This window comes from Abiotrophia defectiva ATCC 49176 (genome assembly GCF_000160075.2).
In the GTDB taxonomy this organism is placed as follows: domain Bacteria; phylum Bacillota; class Bacilli; order Lactobacillales; family Aerococcaceae; genus Abiotrophia; species Abiotrophia defectiva.
Genome location: NZ_KI535340.1, coordinates 390,964 through 407,660, shown reverse-complemented (window position 1 = coordinate 407,660; position 16,697 = coordinate 390,964). Strand labels below are relative to the sequence as shown.

Below are 16,697 nucleotides of genomic sequence, written 5' to 3'. Positions count from 1 at the left end.
ATTTACCATCCCAACTTGCGGACTACTAACTCTGTCGAACGTTTGAACCGTGAAATCAGACGGCGGGATAAGGTCATTGGCGTCTACCCTAATGTCGCTTCTGCTGAGCGACTGATTGGCGCCATCCTCATTGATTTAAACGATGCTTGGCAGGCTAACGCACGCCCCTTCCTGGTCAACTTCACCAAACGCAAATAAGCTATAGGACAGCCTACATATTTTTACACAGGATTTTGGACTTGACTTACTTATCTAGTCAAAGGCCAGCTCAATAAGATGTTGGAGCGCTTAGACGGGCGAGACTTTGTCCAAGTATCTAAGAGCGCCCTGCTCAATATCAACCATCTGCACACGCTTGAAATGGGATTTTCTGGCAATATGGTGGCCTTAATGACCCACAAAATCAAACTTGGCGTTAGCCGCAAATACCTGCCAGCACTCAAGCAAGCGCTGGGCATGGGAGGGATATAAGATGTTAAAAACACATACCTTAGCCTTCGTCAATGGCCTTCTGATTGGCTCACTCACCTATCTGCTCTGTACCTTGGTCTTCCTCCGAACCAGCTCCATTAGACCTGCTGAAGTGATTGCAGTGCTTATCATGAGTGGCCTTATCGGCCTTGTCACCCTTCACTATCAGGAGTGGGAAGAAGATCATAACCTAACGCTGGCCTTGTCTCTTCATTTTGCCTCTATCCTAATCATTGTCGGTATTACCGCCCTCTATACTGGATGGATTAGCTTTACTTGGCAGGAATTGCTGCCTTTTGTTGGTGCTGTTCTAATCATCTACATCTTAGTCTGGCAAGGCATGATTTGGCATCGCCGCTTAGATGTGGCGGCCACCAACCATCTCATTCAAAAACGACGTCAAAAGTCTAACTAGCTATTATTAAAATAAGCCCTCCCTAGGAAATCCTAAGGAGGGCTTGTTTTTTTATTGATAGTAGTCGGAGCCATTTTGCAAGATTTTGCGCTGGCAATAATTTTGCAAATTCTCTAGCTGGCGTTGATGCTCATCCGTCCCTAGGCGGTAGCTTCTGCCTTGGAAGGTCAGGACTAAATTCAAGCTCTTGACCCGCGTCTGGCCTGTGCGACCTACACGATAACGGTGCATCTTGACCTTGACTAAATCAGACCAGGAATGACGATCCTCGCGATCCCCTACGCTAATAGCAACTTGGCTACCCAAGTCTCGTATGACAACTGGACGGCGCCAGATTTTCTCATAGGCCCACTGAACTAAAGCAGATGACCCCAAGAGCCAAATCACGAAGACTAATATCAATAAGGCTTCATGGGCTCCTTCTGGCGTCCTTTTCCAGAGCAAATCGAGTAGGGAAAGTAGCCCCCAACCTAGCAAGGTCATAAAGACCAGAATCAGCCCCACAATGGACCAAAAACGCACGCCATAGACATGACTGACTCGCAAGACCTTGCTGAATTCTAGCTCTTTATTTTCATGATGTGTCTCCATGTCTGACTCGCCGTCCTTTCATCTAGGCTTATTCTACTTAGTTCAAACTTTCCAGCAAGTGGCTGACTTGCTTCTCTGTGTCTATTTGGCTTTCTTAGACTTTTTGCGTCTATTTCTTATTTTACTCTGGCAATAATGTTGGAATTTTGTCAAATCTGTTATATATTCATCCGTCCATAGGCGATAGGTTCGCCCTTTGAAAATCAGCAATAGAGTCATGGTCCTGGTTACAGAATAACCACCTCTCTTGTTAGATCCAAACTCCGCCTTGACCTTGCGCAAGTCGTCCCAGGCATGACACCTCTCTCGATGGCCTACCTTAATGGCAATTTGACTCCCTATATCGCGCATGGTAACTGATCGGCGCCAGATTTTGTCATGAGTCCGAATAATCAACGGAGCCGCTATAAAGGGCCAGGCAAGAAGCATACATGAGCCTAAGACTGGCTGCCAGCTTCTGGGTGAGAGCTCAAACAAGAAAAGTAGTCCCCAGCCCACTAAGGACATAAAGATTAGCACCAAGGCCAGACCGGACAAAAAACGAACCCCTAAAATTTGGCTAACCCGCAAATCTAGGCTTAATTTCTTCATAGCTCGTTCTCCCGTTCTTTCATCTAGGCTTATTCTACTCTAGTTCAAACTTTCCAGCAAGTGGCTGACTTGCTTCTCTGTGTCTATTTGGCCTTCTTAGACTTTTTGCGTCTATTCCTTATTTTACTCTGGCAGTACCGTTCTAGGCTTCTCAAGTCTTCTATATGATCATCCGTCCCAAGGCGATAGGTCCGCCCTTTGAAAATCAGCACCAGATTTAGACTCATGACGGGAGAGGCGTAGTATCTACTTTGCCCTTCAGTCGACACCTTGACCTTGCGCAGGTCGGCCCAATCATGACACTTTTCTCGTTGGCCCACCTTAATGGCAATTTGACTGCCGATATCGCGTATGGTAACCGGTCGGAGCCAGATTTTGTCATAGGACCATCGAACCAGAGGAGCCGAGATAAAGGGCCAGGCAAGATAGAAACATACGCTTAAGACTGGCTGCCAGGTTTTGGGGGAGAGCTCAAATAAGGAAAGTAGCCCCCAGCCCACTAAGGACATAAAGACTAGCAACAAGACTAGAACGGACAAAAACCGCACCCCAAAAATATGGCTAACCCGCAAATCTAGGCTTAATCTCTTCATAGCTAGCTCTACTCTCCTTTCACATAGGCTTATTCTACTCTAATCGCCTCTTTCTAGCAAGAAGAAGACGCAAAAAAAGACCGCCTCAGGCAGTCTTTTCTTGCTAATAAAATGGATTGAGTTGATAGGTGTAGGTTTTGTGACTACGCCCCCGTTTACCGGCACCCGCATGGCCAAATTCCAGGAAGGTCAGATACTTCTCCTGACGTAATCGGAAGGCTGTCATGCCCACATGGCGGAATTGGGGATGATTGAAGACATCGAAGATGGCTCGCACATCCTTAATGGTAAAGGTGCTTGGCAGAAGCGACAGAACCGTCGGATGGTACTCCAACTTGTTGGATAGGCGTCTCACGGCTTTGGTGATAATCAACTCGTGGTCAAAGGCCAAGTCGTGAATGAATTCTTGACTCTCACTATCCACTAACAAGAGAGCTCCTGACTCGGTCACCGAGAGATTGGCCCAGCAAATGGCGCTGGCATCATCCCCTGCCACCGCCTCCTGACCGCTATCATAGGGCAGGTAGACGATATGGGCCACCGAGACCACCCAGGCGCGTGGATCGCGCCCCGGACTGGCAAAGGTCTCCAACTGCTCAATTCGCAGCGGATCCAAGGCAATATGAGTTTCCTCTAGCACCTCACGAATGGTGGCCTGAGTGGTATCTTCGTCTGGTTCGACAAAGCCACCCGGCAAGGCATAGTGACCCAAGAAAGGATGGGCCTTACGCTTGATTAAGAGCAATTGTAGTTGGGGCGCCTCCTCTGGGTCGGCCTGATACCAACGTAAAATCACATTGTCTACCGTTAAGGCTGGTTTGGGATAGTTGGGAAATTCCTGTTTTTGGTACCAGGACAAAAACTCCTCCTGACTGGCCTCAGTCTCATAATAGTGCTTTTCGGCTTGAGGGTCCTTAAATTCAGGCATGAAGTCCCTCCTTATTGATTGGCCTGAGCTTGTTGAATCCAGCGATACATGCCGACAATGCTGTTTACTGTGAAGAGCAGGTACATGACCACAATATCGACGGAGCCATCAGTGCCCCACCAAAGGTAAATGGAGAAGAGATTGGTAGCAATCCAGAAGAGCCATTGTTCGGCATAGAGCTCGGTCATTAACTTCTGACCCACCACATTGGTCCCATCAGTCACAGAGTCACGGAAAGGTCGATTAGCACCGATAGACTTATAGGCTAAGCCCATGAGAAGCCAAACAATTGCGGTTTGAGCTAAGGCAATAATCCAATCCACCAAGCCCATGCGACGGGACTTGACATTAGTAGGTGTGTCTTCTACTTGATGGATTTCTTCTTGACGCTTACGGTCTGCCATAAGCCAGACATAAAGGCCAATCGGTTGCATAACTACGAAGTAGGCATTTGTTAAAACCTCACCATAGAATCCATTACCGATAGCTAAGAATAAGTAAATACTGGTCGTAATGACACCAAAGAAGTAATTGGATTTGCGGCCCTCAGCTACCAAAATCACGTTAATAACCCCTGTAATAGAAGCGATAAAGCCTAGCAAGGTTGAATCTGGGTCGCGCAAAGCAACAATAATTGGCACAATGGACATAATGATTAAATAAGCCCATTCCAGTGGGGTACGGCCCACTACTAAGTCCTCATAGATGGCCTTAACTACGCCAGCAAAGCCTAATTTCTTGGTGTCGCCAGCCAAGACTTTGAGGTTGCGCCCCGTTACCTTATAGCCTGATGTGCAGTAATCGTGGAGCTTGGTCCACTTAGTTTTAAAATTTTCAACAATTGACATGTTCTATACCTCCTGATTCAATAGGTTTGCAATTTCAATTTTGGCTGTTTCATAAAGACTTTCGAAGAAGGTCTGGCCTGGCTTAGGATTACCCAAGTAGACAATCTTGTCAGCCAATCCCGCTTCTTCAAAGAGCTGGATGGTTAGGGAGGTGAAGGCATCGCGGGTTTCTTCATCCGCCATGGTCATGTCCCGAACCCCATCGTCCACATAGTCCGATTGTGGCAGAACAACGAAAATCTTATCCCATTTTTCTTTCTCAATCATGGATTGGTAGACGTCTGTCAAGGCTTGGAAATCTTCCTCAGACAGGCTGTCCTTGAGGTAGTACTCCGCATAGGCCATGGTAATGGTCGAGTTGGTATCAGCGATGATGAGACCATTATTGGCCGGCGAGTCAATCAAGTCCGAAGTCTGGCGGAACTGGCCAGTAAAGAGATAGGTGTAGTCGTTCTTGTCCAATTCATCATCTAAGACATTATAGCGTTCCTGGTACTCGCGGGCATATTCCGGTGACCAAGGGCAACCGAAGAGACGTGATAAATCCCGCGACAAGGTCGTCTTACCGTTGGAAGCAGAGCCTGCAATCAGAACGTTGGTTGAGAAGAAACGACGGAATGGCTTGGCAATCTGATGCCAATGGGCACGAGGATTATTCCGAATCATGGTCCCTGAAATCTTAATTAGGGAACGGTTTACTAGGACTACTTCCCAGTCAGGTCGCAATTCATTAATCTTAACCTTATACTCTGTCTCGCCACAATAGACCACAATCTTAGCTTGCTTAGCTTGGCCACTGAAGGTCACATACTGGGCAATGGACTCATCGATCTTGGCTAGCCACTCTACCCAACCATTAGGATAGGCCGGAATATGATTCTCATCCAGCTTATCAACAATGACTAAGTCATCGTAGCGGAAGGTCTCGCGTGTATAACGGAATCTCTTGCGTAGACTCAGCCCGATTAGATCCCCTCGATCCCCGTCATAACCTGATACGATGGTTAGGACCCCATCATTGTGGCGCTTGGCCTGGTTAATAATATCAATATGCCCAACGTGTAGCGGGGCGAAAGTCCCAAAGACGATACCAAGGGACGTCACATTCTCTAACTTCTTTCGTTTTACCATTCTCTAACCTCTTTTGCCCTATAAAGTTAGATGCTGACTTTAATCAGGCCTAAAATTAAGTCAGACTCTAACTTTAATTTTCCAAAAATTAAATAAGTTAGACGCTAACTTAATTTAACTATAACACAATTGACATATAATGTCTACTGCTTTTCAGAAAAAGTCGCTTTATTTCTGAATCAATTTGGTATACAATGGTAGTATGAATCACTTTAGGCTCGTAAAGTTTGTTGTAACCTCACCCTAACAGGGTTATGACATCGACTCGTAAAGGAGGCAGAATATGCGGATAGGCATGGTCTTCGAAGGCGGCGGGATGCGCGGCTTATACTCAGCTGGTGTCCTCGATAGCCTGATGGCAGCCCAAATTCCCGTGGATGAAATTGTGGCTGTGTCTGCAGGGGCCCTTTTCGGGGTCAATTATGTCAGTGGTCAAATAGGCCGAGCTTGGCGTTATAACCAGCGCTATCTTGGCGACAAGCGTTACATGAGTCTCAGCTCTTGGCTTAAGACTGGTAACTATGTCAACAAGGACTTCGCCTACTACCAAGTCCCAATGACACTTGATCCTTTCGATAACGAGCGCTTCAAAGCTTCCTCGACCCGCTTCCATGCGGTGGTTACCCATGTAGCCAGTGGTAAGGCCGAATACGCCTTGATTGAGGATGCCTTTGACCAGATGGAAGTCTTAAGAGCGAGCTCTGCTCTGCCCTTCGTCTCTAAAATGATTCAGCTAGACGCCAGCCCTTATCTAACCGGCGGCGACTATCTCGACGGTGGTATTAGCGATAGCATTCCAGTTCATTACGCGCGCCAACTGGATGTCGATAAGTTAATCGTGGTCCTTACCAGACCCGCCTCTTATCGGAAAGCCACCCGCACCAATCCACTCTATTCAATCGTTTATCGACGCTTCCCGGCTTTGGTCCAAGCCCTCAACCAGCGTGGTTATCACTATAACCAGACTCTGGACCAGATCGAAACCTTGGAAGCACAAGGCGAACTTTTCGTCATACGCCCATCTGCCCACCTAGAAGTTGGCAGATTCGAACGCGAAATTCGAGTTCTCGAGTCACTCTACAACTTAGGTCGTCAAGATGGACAAAACCAAATAAATCCCCTCGAAATTTACTTACAAACGTAAAAAGGAGATATTTATGGTTAAAGTTATATTTGTTTGCTTGGGCAACATCTGCCGTTCACCAATGGCAGAGGCTATCTTCAGCCATTTAGTGGCGGAGGCAGGTCTGAGCGACAAAATAGCAATCGATTCCGCCGCGACCAGCCCTTGGGAAATTGGTAAACCCATGCATGAAGGTGCTCAAGAGCGCCTCAAAGCTGCCGGTATTCCGATTCCAAAGCATGTCGCGCGTCAGCTCAATCTCGAAGATATCAAAGCTGATTACATTATCGGTATGGACGAACCCAATATTCGGGCTATCAATTATCTGATTGGCGCTCGCCCAAGTGGTGAAGTCAATATGCTCTTGCACTATGCAGGGGAAGATACCCAAATTGCGGATCCCTGGTATACCGAAGACTTCGATACTGCTTACACTGAAATCTATCGTGGCTGCCAAGCTCTCTTGGCTTTCTTACAAAAACGTTATCAGTTTAACGAAGAAGCCCCTACGATTTAATTTCTGAACTTAAGGCCTCCTGACAAGCTTGCCTGTTCAGTCAATCCCCTAGCCGTGTCTCTGTAAGCCGACAGAACCACCCTAGCATCGGTTGATTGCCCAGCAAGCCCCTCAGGGGCTTTTTATTTTGAATAAGAAAAAGCGAGCCCCTTTCCTGCTATTCAGGAAAGGGGCTCGCCTATTTTATGGCTTGCTTCCTAGTGGAAGTCTTTAATTCTTAGCTTTGACCTTGCGATCTAAGCCTACAATGGCCATGGCTAAGCCCATGAGGCTGGTAGCTAACCAGAAGAAGCTGCCGCTCTCACCGGTCTTAGGCAATTGACGTCCACCTGGACGGTTATTTTGGCCTTGAGAACCATTGCCGCCAGAATGTTCGTTGGATTGACTAGCATCCGGATCGCTTGATTCTTGACTTGAAGCTGGATCATTTGAAGTCGCGCTTGAGCTTAAAGCACTCGACTCGCTTGAAGTTTCGCTTGAGCTTTCTGAGCTAGACTCGCTTGACTCTTCCTTAGCCTTAACATTTGGTTGGTAACGTGCAGTCACGCTAATACCAGATTCATGTTGGAAGACTACCTGAGCAGCTTGTGGTTTACCCACAAAGTCCTCATTTGGTTGGAAGGTCACGAGGCCGGTTAATGGATCCACAGTGTAAGTCCCAATTTGCTTGCCATCTGCATCCAGAGCTGGCACAGAGCTTGCATCGGTTGGTGCTTGAGTTGCTGGATCTACTAGGCGGGCTGGTTGGCTAGCACTTGGCGTGATAACTTGGCCGCTGGCTTGATCTCTAGCTCCTAGCTGACCAGTTTGAGCCTTGCCTTGCACATCTTCAGATTCAGCGTCAACTGGTAGGATATCTAAGACATGCGGTGTGTAAGTCCCTTTGGCTGGAGTGCCGTTAGTATCCACACGGACGATGACAACTGGACTTGCTGTGCCGACGAAGTTAGCTTCTGGTGTGAAGCTAATGGTCCCGTCGTTGGCTACTTCATAAGTACCTTGGTCCTTCACTGTCAACTTCTTGCTGCCATCTTCGAAAGTTGGCGCGACAGCTGGATCAATTGGCACTTGGTCGTGACCAGGCGTAAAGCTTGGCTTACCTGTTTGGACTTGGCCCTTGTTGCCATATGACTCAACTTGGTTACCAGTTGGCGTTACAGGTGTCACAGTAGGTGTGTAAGTGGCAACAACTGCAAGGTCTTGGTCATTAGTAAATTGAACCTGAGCTGGAAGAGGAGTTCCAACAAAGTCCTTATTCGGTGTAAAGGTAACTTGACCAGTTAGGCGATCTAAGACATAGGTCCCAACTACCTTACCGTCAGCATCCTTAGCCTCTAATTGATCATTGGCTACTGGCTCTTGAGTTGCTGGATCTAATAAACGAGCTGGTCGCTCAGCACTTGGTGTCAGCGCCTTTCCTGTCGTTTGATCTTTGGCACTTGGCTTGCCAGTTTGTACCTTACCTTGGATGTCTTCAGAAGTCGCATTTTCTGCTACTAGGTCTAAGACATGTGGCACATACTTACCTTCTGCTGGAGTCCCGTTGACATCGCGACGGATGATGGTCACTGGATCAGCAGTCCCGACAAAGTCAGCTTCTGGTGTGAAAGTAATCAGACCTTCTGGTGATAGGGTGTAAGTTCCTTGGCCAGCAACTGTCAATTGATTTTGACCATTGCTGAAGGTAGCTGGCACACTATCATCCATTGGGACGCTATCGTGACCAGGGGTGAAGCTTGGTTGACCAGTTTGGGTTTGACCCTTGAGGCCATAGCTTTCTACCTGGTTACCACTTGGCGTTACGGCCGTTACACTTGGCGTATAAGTAGCAGTCGCAGGGGTACCGTTCGCGTCTTTGGCTTGAACGGTAACTGGATCTGGAACTCCTACGAAGTCTTTCTTAGGTTGGAAGGTGACCGTGCCAGTCAGTGGATCTAAGGTGTAGGTCCCGATTTCTTGGCCGTCCTTAGTCGCTGGAATGCTAGTTTCAGTCACTGCTTTCCCTGCTACTACAAATTGAGCTGGTTGATCTGCATCAATCTTGATTGGTACATCAGGGTGGCCTGGCGTGAAGCTTGGGGTGCCTGTTTGACTTGCCCCTTGCAAACCACTTGAAGTTGCTGGACTACCACTTGGCGTTACCGCCGTAACGATTGGGGTGTAAGTAGCAGTAGCTACCGTCCCGTTGACGTCTTGGCGTTTAACCGTAACTGGTGTGGCTGTCCCGACGAAGGATTTTTCAGGGACGAAGGTTACTGTGCCATCTTTGGCAACCGTGTAAGTCCCTTGCCCTTCTACCTTCTTCTCAGTAGAACCATCTTCGAATCTAGCGTCAACCGTGTCATCCATTGGTACCTTATCTGATCCTGGTGTAAAGACGAGGGTAGCAGATTGGGTCTTCCCTTGAATGTCGGTTGTAGTTTGATTGTCACCACGTGGTACAACGGCAGTGACGGTTGGGGTGTAGCTTGCCTTGGCTGGTGTGCCGTTAGCATCTTTGACCTCAACTTGGATTGGTTCTGGGGTGCCGACAAAGTCCTTGTTAGGTTGGAAGGTGACGGTCCCAGTCTTAGGATCAATGGTGTAGGTCCCGACGGTCTTGCCGTCTTTGACAGCTGGTAAGCTAGTCTCATTGACTGCTTGGCCTGTTGCAGGATCTACTAAGCGAGCAGGTTGCTCATCATTAATGGTGATTGGCACATCTGCATGTCCTGCTTCAAAGCTTGGCGTACCTGTTTGAGCTTGACCTTGCAAGCCTTCTGAAGTGACGCCAGTTCCGGTTGGCGTGACAGGTGTCACGGTTGGCGTGTAGGTAGCAGAAACGGCTACCCCGTTAGGGTCTAGTACTTGGATGGTAGCTGGTTGAGCTGTCCCGACAAAGTCCTTGTTAGGTTGGAAGGTAATCAGGCCTGTCTCAGGAGTGAGTGTATAGGTCCCGATAACCTTGCCATCTTTATCCTTGGCATCGATTTGGTTAGCGTCTGTAACCGCACCATCTACCACGAATTTAGCTGGGTTTTGCGCAGAAACTTGAATGGCTTGATCCGCCCCACCATTGTTAGGGTCTGGATTATAGGTGAATTCTGGTTGGCCAGTTTGAGCCTTACCTTGGATATCTTGACTTACCTTGTCAAGGCCTTGACGGCTAGTTGGTAAGACAGTTGGCGTGTAGTTAGCCTTTGCTGGAGTCCCGTTGGCATCCTTAACTTGAACTGTCACAGGATCTGGTGTCCCTACGAAATCAGCTTTAGGTTGGAAGGTTACTTGACCTGTCTTAGGATCTAAGGTGTAGGTCCCGACTTCCACGCCATTTTGCATAGCTGGCAGGCTGGTTTCAGTCACTGCTTGGCCACCTACAAAGAATTGTGCAGGTTGCTCATCATTAATGGTGATTGGCACCTTGGTATCCCCTGGCGTAAAGACAGGTTGACCAGTTTGGCTAGCCCCTTGGAGGCCACTTGAGCTAACGTCCTTACCAGAAGGCGTCACGCCCGTTACATGAGGTTGATAAGTGGCGGTGACTGTCACATCATTAGTGTCGTGCGCTTGGATGGTAGCTGGAACTGGGGTGCCAACATAATCCTTATGCGGCGTGAAGGTCACTTGACCTGTTTCAGAGTTGAGCTTGTAGGTCCCGATGGTTTTGCCATCCGTATCCTTGGCATCAATTTCTTTTTCTTGAACCACTTGACCATCAACTACAAAGACTAGGCTGTTCTCTACCAGTGGCACCGTGACAGCTTGGCCGTCAATTTGTGCTTGGCCTGGTGCGAAGCTTACAGTCCCTTCTTGGACTTGACCTTGTACATCAGTAGTTTCAGCATTGGTTGAAGTTGGCGTCGCATCGACAACCGTTGGGGTGTAGGTCGCTTCAGCTGGCGTGCCGTTCTTATCCACACGGACAACGGTTACCGCTTGGGCTGGCCCTACAAAGTTCTTTTCAGGAACGAAGGTAACCGTGCCATCAGCTGCTACTGTGTAAGTCCCTTGGTTGTCTACCTTGAGGCTTTCGACCAATTGACCTTGAGCATCCTTCAATTTAGCAGGCACCTGATCATCCATTGGCACATCTGCATGGCCTGGTTGGAAGGTTACTTGCTTGCTTTGGCTAGCGCCACGAATACCAGTTGAAGTTGCGGGAACACCTACTGGTTTTACGCCCGTTACATGTGGCGTGTAAGTAGCCACAACAGGCGTGCCGTTCTCGTCTTTGGCTTGAACTTGAACTGGTACTGGGTCACCTACAAAGTCCTTGTTAGGTTGGAAGGTTACCTGACCATTTTGGTTGAGCGTGTAGGTCCCGATTTCCTTACCGTTAGCATCTTTGGCAGGGATGGTCGTTTCAGTTGAAGCCTGGCCATCTACCAAGAATTGGAGAGAGTTTGCCGCCATCGGCACAGTATAATCTTGGCCATCTACTGCGGTCGTCCCTGGGGTAAAGGTTAATTGTCCTACTTGTTCTTTACCTTGGATATCAGTTGTTTCAGCATCCTGTGCACTTGGTTTAACGGCTAGGACATGTGGAATGTACTTGCCACGTGCTTTGGTGCCATTCTTGTCGACACGGACAACGGTCACGCCGGTGCCGTCACCGACAAAGGTTTTTTCTGGGGTGAAGGTGACGGTCCCGTCTTTGGCAACACGGTAGGTCCCTTCTTTAGGAATGGTGATTTCTTTCTCACCATTGTCAAAGACTGCATCCACTTGGTCGTCCATTGGCACTTGCTCATTACCCGGTGTAAATTCTACCAAGCCTGATTGCTCATGACCTTGAACGTGAGTGGTTTCCTTGGTGCTGCCGTTTGGCACAACACCTACAACAGTAGGCGTGTAGCTAGCATCAGCCGTCATGTCGTTCTTATCCCAAGCACGCACGATAGCAGGTGCTGCGGTTCCGACAAAGTCCTTGTTAGGTTCAAAAGTGACTTGACCACTTGCTGGATCAAGTGTGTAGCGTCCGATTACCTTACCAGCTGCATCTTTGGCATCGATTTGGGTTTCTTGGCTTACTGCACCATCTACTACAAAGCGTAGGCTATTGTCCTTAAGTGGCACTGTATAGTCAGTTCCCCCAACATTGGCAGTCCCTGGAGTAAAGGTCAAGGTAGTGCTTTGAGTCTTGCCTTGAATATCTTGGGTCTCCTTGTCTTGACCACTTGGCTTGGTCCCGACGACTGTTGGTGTGTAAGTTGCAGTAGCTGTCTTGTCATTGGTATCGCTGACTTGAACAGTCACTGGATCTGGTGTGCCAACGAAGTCTTTCTTAGGTTGGAAGGTCACTTGACCCGTCGATTGGTCTAAGGTGTAAGTCCCGACTTCCACACCTCCGCTAAGAGCTGGCGTTGAAGTCCCGTCAATGGCTTTCCCATTGACTACTAGACGGTAGCTATCAGCCTTAAGTGGCACTTCTACCTCTTTACCCCCAATGGTAACTTTACCAGGTGTAAAGCTTGGCGTGCCGGTTTGGCTAGCACCTTGAATGCCTTGTGAAGTGACATCTTGCCCTGTAGGCTGTGTCCCTAAAACATTTGGCGTGTAGGTCGCAGTCGCTGGCGTGCCATGTTCGTCTTCAACCTGAACCGTGACTGGGTCTGGTTGACCTGTAAAGTCCTTATTAGGTTGGAAGGTTACTTGACCTGTTGCTTGATCAAGTGTGTAGGTCCCGACTTGTTGGCCATTTTTCAAAGCAGGTGTTGAAGTGGCTTCCGTTACTTGGCCATCCACCACTAGGCGATAGCTGTTAGCCTTGAGCGCCACCGTAATTGCTTGACCATCAATGGTGACGGTCCCCGGTGTGAAGTTAGGCGTCCCGGTTTGGCTAGCGCCTTGAATGCCTTCTGAGGTCACATTCTCCCCAGTAGGTAAAGGTAATTTGTTAGTAATCGTAGTGGTGTTACCGTTAGATACGACTTCCTTATAGTAACCAGCTGGTACATTAAGCTCATCCGCGCTGTACTCAATCTCTTTAACATTGGTGATGATTGGTAGGTCTGGGATGGTAATTTCCCAACGGTCCGCTTCCGTGATATCAAGTGGCTCACGGTAGTCTTGGCCGTTTTGCTTGAGCTGAACCTTGATTGGAACCCGTTTGCCTAGACGGTTATTATCGTCTTCCCACTTCTTAACGACATAGTAAGGACGAACCTTACGTTCATTGGTAATCTCGTAGACATGCTCGTCTTCATTTGAGCCAGGGTTAGTAGCATCATAAGAAGAAGTGATATTGTAGTCCAAAGCATAACGTTCTGGCAATACTTCACGCACATCGTAGTCAGTCACGTTAGGATCTAACAATTGGCCGTTGTCCAGACGCTTGAAGATCCCCTTCCAGCCATTGGCTTCGTTCAGGGTCATGCTTGCTAAAACATCGCGTGGTTGACTCTTACGGAAGAGTTCAAAGACTACTTGGTCTAAGTTTTTCTCTTTGACCCATTTCTTAGCAACTGGAATATACTGTGGTAATTGGTTAACAACCGCATTGGTATCCCCGAAGCTAGTCAAGTCATTGGCATCCCGGTTGGTTGAGAAGAAGTTAGTTGCTTTCTCACGGTTAATGTAGCCGTTAGTGTAGGCAGGTGCCTTCATTGGTACATTGAAGTTGATGATTTCACCCGGCTCTACCACTTCCCCTTGGTTTAAGACAATCTTGATAGCTGTTACCTGGGTAAAGTCAGCGACTTGATCAGCCGTCATCCAGCCATCACGCCCTACTTCTTGACCCGCATTCTTGGTCATGTCAGCAGCGGTATGATAGTAAACCGTGTATTTTTCTGGCACTGTTAGCGGGCCAGTTAAGAGGTTAGAGAACTTACTTGTATTAACATCCCCACTATATGGTAGGCGGTCATACAAGACAAAGTGTCTCATTGGCAGAACAGAGAAGTTCCGTGTTTGCAGACGATAGTCGAAGGCTTCGTCATAATCAGTAATAACTGGTTTGGTATGGAAGCTTTCCCCTTTGCGGCGAATGTATTTAGTAGAAGCAATTTCGGATGGTAGGTTAACCGTAGTCACTGAGGAAGCCCCGATTAATTGAGCTGGTGTCTTACCATTGACTTGAATACCGAACTTATTATCTACTAAAGAAGTAGATTTGATGCCATCAGGGAGTGGGTCATATTCATCAGAAATGAAGTAAGCATGGTTATCTTCGTTATTATTAGCATTCTGAATCTTACTTGGAATGGCCCCTTCATTGATGGTCCCTTCTACTAAGATTGGGAAGTTAGGTTTTGTCTCTGAGAAGGCTGGAATAGTCCCTAAGTCGATAATGACAGCCGTCCGACCCGAATTGTTATAGTTTTCCACTACTTCAACGTTCTTAATCTTACCCTTGTCAGCTGCTAATTCTTCACTAGCACTCTTGAAGGTTACCCCTTGAGGTAAGATATCAATAAACTTGGCGTTACGGTAAGCGCGGGCTGGCGAAACAACGAAGTTAGAGAAGACTAGACGATAAACAACCTGCTCACCTAAGGTACCTGTTTGGTTGACTTTGGTGGTTTTGTCGAATTGAACCGTCTCTTCTAGTTTATCCGCGATAAAACGAGCTGATGAGGTCAACTGTCTAGGTCTTACTTCTGAGCCGTCCTCTGTTTCCAAGGCCACATCTAAAGTAGCCGTGTTGTTATAGAACTTTTCGTCTGTTAGGGCCTTAGTGTTATAAGGGTCTAAGAGACGAGTCCGGTATTGCAAGGCGAAGCCTGTAGTTGGCATATGTTTCTCACCTGCAGGCAACTTAATCCGAATCCCCTTGTATTTACGGGTAGCGGCAACGGCCTCGGTATCTTTAATTTCCCCACTTTGGACCTTGGCAACCTGTTCTTGAACTTGGCCCCAAGCTTGGTCATCAATATTCTCAATAGAACGCTTAGTACGCGATAGGGTATCGATATAGGTTTCACTGCCATCCTCCCCAACACCGTAAATCTCTAGCGGAATATTTAAGGTCCCGCTCACGGTCAGGCTGTATGGGTACATACGTGGATCCAATTGAGTATCTTCCATAACCAGTTGCGTTACCGGCAGAGCGGATGTATTCCGGAAGGCTAAGCTCCAGAAGGCTTCCACCACATGGTTGGCTTGTGGCTGCAAGCGGAGTCGGCTAGCATTATTGGCAATCTTACGGAACATACCGGCAGGCACCAATTCACTCGTTAAGGTAAATGGCACATCATCATTCAAGACAGTAGCAGGTTCCGATGGTCCTTGTTGGTAGGGGGTCATGGTTAATTCTACATTGTTCTTGTGAACGATTTGTTTGTTACCATTTTTATACTTAGCATTAGGGAAGGACAAACGCAGACGCACATTACGCAGAGTGGTCTCAGCCCCACCTGAAGCTGGGTCAGGGTTAGTTACCGTATAAGAAACTGTCCCATCGCCATTATCAGTCCAGCCTGGGTTTTTAGCTGGGTCAAAGGTTGCGGTTAAGGTTTGGCCACCCACCCCTTCATAAGTAGGAAGGGTATCCTTGATGACAATGGTCTCATAGGAACGGTAGGTTTGATTAGCTCGGTATTCCTGAATAGTTTGGTTGGTAATTCCTTGTGGTGACAGGAAGAAGTAGAATGGTACGTCAGCGGCCTTACTGTTAAGGTAGTCCCCGCCATCAGTCTCCCCACCATAGACGTCTTGTTGGACGAACATATCTAAGGTGTTACCTTTGACTAATTTTTGCAATTGTGGCTTATCTGCTTTGACATTAAAGGTCAAGTCAGAAGATGGGCCTGCAATGACACGACGGTCTGCCTGGCGAATGGCCACGCGAGGTTGAACACTGTAACCATCTGGTGTTAAGCGATCCTTAAATTTAATACTAAATGGGAAACTCCCTGAGGTTGTCCGATCGATGGCGTTAAGAGGCACCGTCAAGAGGTAGTTATCCCCATCTTGAGTCAGAACCCCAGCTGCCTTGGCCACCCCACCGGCCGTTGCTGCCATGGTCTCCACATACTTAGCAGGGACCCGAATCTCAACATAGGCACCCTCTAGAGTATCATTGAGACCTGAACCATCGACTGCCACTTCCCCTACGTGGGAATTCGTGGTGTACTTAGCATCTGTCCCCGTGTTGTTGTTGAGGCTCATTTTTAAGACCCCATTAACATCTGCGGAACGAAGACCAGTCGAACCAGACTCACTACTTGATTCCTGACTGGATTCTTCTTGAGCTGGAGCAGCTGGCGTTGGACTGGTTGGAGTTGGATTTGGTGTCACCTCCTCCGGCTTGATTTCTTCAGAGCTGACAGGTGCCACGATAGGGGTCGTAGCGGTCTCTTCAGCACTGGCTTCTTGCGCATAAGTAACCACAGTTGGTAGAAGTGTCCCCATAATTAAAAGGACTACCGCCAAGAGATGGTAGAACTTACGCATAAATTGACTCGTCAATTTCATTAAATCCTTCCTTTCTTTCAAAATCGTTACGAACAATAAATTCTTTCGACAACTCATTATACACCATCAGAATAGGATTTCCAATAGCTTATA

General features: G+C 47.8%; 9 protein-coding genes and 1 pseudogene. 5 read left to right on the top strand and 5 right to left on the bottom strand.

The window, feature by feature from the left end:
* From GCWU000182_RS01840 to GCWU000182_RS01830, 3 genes and pseudogenes are all read left to right on the top strand, one after another.
* Window positions 1-198, top strand: a 198-nt coding sequence (locus GCWU000182_RS01840; protein WP_023391035.1) for a transposase, incomplete at its 5' end; no start/stop codon positions are given.
* Between the two features lie 60 nt (window positions 199-258).
* Window positions 259-471 (top strand): annotated as a pseudogene (locus tag GCWU000182_RS01835) (LytTR family DNA-binding domain-containing protein); the annotation flags it as partial.
* A gap of 1 nt (window position 472) precedes the next feature.
* The gene (locus GCWU000182_RS01830; protein WP_023391033.1) at window positions 473-886 is read left to right on the top strand and encodes a DUF3021 domain-containing protein; all 414 of its coding nucleotides are present in this window, start codon (window positions 473-475) and stop codon (window positions 884-886) included.
* Window positions 887-937: 51 nt separating this feature from the next.
* Here GCWU000182_RS01830 and GCWU000182_RS01825 read toward each other — a convergent pair whose 3' ends face one another.
* The 4 genes from GCWU000182_RS01825 to GCWU000182_RS01800 form a co-directional block, all read right to left on the bottom strand.
* Window positions 938-1,477 carry a hypothetical protein gene (locus GCWU000182_RS01825; RefSeq protein WP_023391032.1) on the bottom strand — a complete coding sequence of 180 codons (540 nt, stop codon included), beginning with the start codon at window positions 1,475-1,477 and terminating at the stop codon, window positions 938-940.
* A gap of 1,287 nt (window positions 1,478-2,764) precedes the next feature.
* Window positions 2,765-3,589, bottom strand: coding sequence for an NUDIX domain-containing protein (locus tag GCWU000182_RS01810; RefSeq protein ID WP_023391029.1), 825 nt, complete (start codon window positions 3,587-3,589; stop codon window positions 2,765-2,767).
* A gap of 11 nt (window positions 3,590-3,600) precedes the next feature.
* Window positions 3,601-4,437, bottom strand: coding sequence for a nicotinamide riboside transporter PnuC (gene pnuC, locus GCWU000182_RS01805; RefSeq protein ID WP_023391028.1), 837 nt, complete (start codon window positions 4,435-4,437; stop codon window positions 3,601-3,603).
* 3 nt (window positions 4,438-4,440) lie between these two features.
* Entirely contained in the window at window positions 4,441-5,568 is a 1,128-nt protein-coding gene (locus GCWU000182_RS01800; RefSeq protein ID WP_023391027.1) for an AAA family ATPase, read from the bottom strand.
* Window positions 5,569-5,851: 283 nt separating this feature from the next.
* Between GCWU000182_RS01800 and GCWU000182_RS01795 the strand changes: the two genes are divergently transcribed.
* Entirely contained in the window at window positions 5,852-6,712 is an 861-nt protein-coding gene (locus GCWU000182_RS01795; protein WP_023391026.1) for a patatin-like phospholipase family protein, read from the top strand.
* A 13-nt stretch (window positions 6,713-6,725) separates the two neighbouring features.
* Window positions 6,726-7,208: a low molecular weight protein-tyrosine-phosphatase gene (locus tag GCWU000182_RS01790; RefSeq protein WP_035363902.1), complete on the top strand. Its 483-nt coding sequence runs from the start codon at window positions 6,726-6,728 to the stop codon at window positions 7,206-7,208.
* Between the two features lie 210 nt (window positions 7,209-7,418).
* Here the strand turns inward: GCWU000182_RS01790 and GCWU000182_RS09545 are convergent, their stop codons facing one another.
* Window positions 7,419-16,604, bottom strand: a complete 9,186-nt coding sequence (locus GCWU000182_RS09545) for an Ig-like domain-containing protein (RefSeq protein ID WP_051372911.1) — start codon at window positions 16,602-16,604, stop codon at window positions 7,419-7,421.
* Between the last annotated feature and the right edge of the window lie 93 nt (window positions 16,605-16,697).

What these genes read in the sequence shown, in the direction of transcription:
- GCWU000182_RS09545 (WP_051372911.1), bottom strand. Translation starts at nt 16,604, where the DNA reads ATGAAATTGACGAGTCAATTTATGCGTAAGTTCTACCATCTCTTGGCG.
- GCWU000182_RS01830 (WP_023391033.1), top strand. Translation starts at nt 473, where the DNA reads ATGTTAAAAACACATACCTTAGCCTTCGTCAATGGCCTTCTGATTGGC.
- pnuC (WP_023391028.1), bottom strand. Translation starts at nt 4,437, where the DNA reads ATGTCAATTGTTGAAAATTTTAAAACTAAGTGGACCAAGCTCCACGAT.
- GCWU000182_RS01810 (WP_023391029.1), bottom strand. Translation starts at nt 3,589, where the DNA reads ATGCCTGAATTTAAGGACCCTCAAGCCGAAAAGCACTATTATGAGACT.
- GCWU000182_RS01795 (WP_023391026.1), top strand. Translation starts at nt 5,852, where the DNA reads ATGCGGATAGGCATGGTCTTCGAAGGCGGCGGGATGCGCGGCTTATAC.
- GCWU000182_RS01790 (WP_035363902.1), top strand. Translation starts at nt 6,726, where the DNA reads ATGGTTAAAGTTATATTTGTTTGCTTGGGCAACATCTGCCGTTCACCA.
- GCWU000182_RS01800 (WP_023391027.1), bottom strand. Translation starts at nt 5,568, where the DNA reads ATGGTAAAACGAAAGAAGTTAGAGAATGTGACGTCCCTTGGTATCGTC.
- GCWU000182_RS01825 (WP_023391032.1), bottom strand. Translation starts at nt 1,477, where the DNA reads ATGGAGACACATCATGAAAATAAAGAGCTAGAATTCAGCAAGGTCTTG.